Source organism: Neisseria iguanae (assembly GCF_003013245.1).
GTDB classification, from domain to species: domain Bacteria; phylum Pseudomonadota; class Gammaproteobacteria; order Burkholderiales; family Neisseriaceae; genus Neisseria; species Neisseria iguanae.
In genome coordinates, this window is sequence record NZ_PXYY01000191.1 from 1 (window position 1) to 668 (window position 668).

At 41.3% G+C, this 668-nt stretch carries 1 protein-coding gene; it reads left to right on the forward strand.

Annotated features, from left to right (window positions below; all coding sequences use genetic code 11):
- A partial coding sequence (locus C7N83_RS14055; protein ID WP_146135193.1) for a glycosyltransferase family protein occupies positions 1 to 668 on the forward strand: 668 nt, incomplete at both ends.

Consider the following 668-nt stretch of genomic DNA (forward strand, 5'->3'; position numbering starts at 1 on the left):
GCTGAAAGAAAGCGGTTATCAAAAAAACGTTTCTTGGGGTCGTGTTAAAAGCCACCATGTGTTTGTGAAAGATTTTAAACGATGGTTGGCGCAATGCCGGCCTGGCGAGCAAGATGTTGTTTTCTCCGCTTATCCATTGATTGCCACCAATCTTCTATTGGGCAGGTATAAAAAGCGTTTAGGCTACAAACTGATTATAGATGTACAAGATGTATGGCCGGAATCATTCTCGTCGGTTATCCCTTTTTTGAAAAAAATTCCGCACAATTTATTGCCGTTTGCCTCCAAAGCCAATCAGGCTTATCGCTATGCCGATGGATTAGTTGCCGTATCACAGACCTATCTGGATCGCGCCAGGGAAATTAACCCGAATGTTCCTGGTGAAGTGGTTTATATTGGCGCAGATTTCCCTAAGCTGAATACGGCAGTTGCAAAAATTTTTGGCGACAATAAAACACGTTTTTTCTACTTAGGCACTTTAAGTTTTAGCTATGACGTAGAAACGATTTGCAAAGGCGTTCTAAAACTATTAGAAAAAGGTGAAAATGTTGAACTGCATATTATGGGAGGCGGACCCGATGCAGAGCAGCTGAAACAGTATGAACATGCTTCGATTAAATTTTATGGCTATATCCCGTATGCTGAAATGATTTCTATTGCCAAAGGCT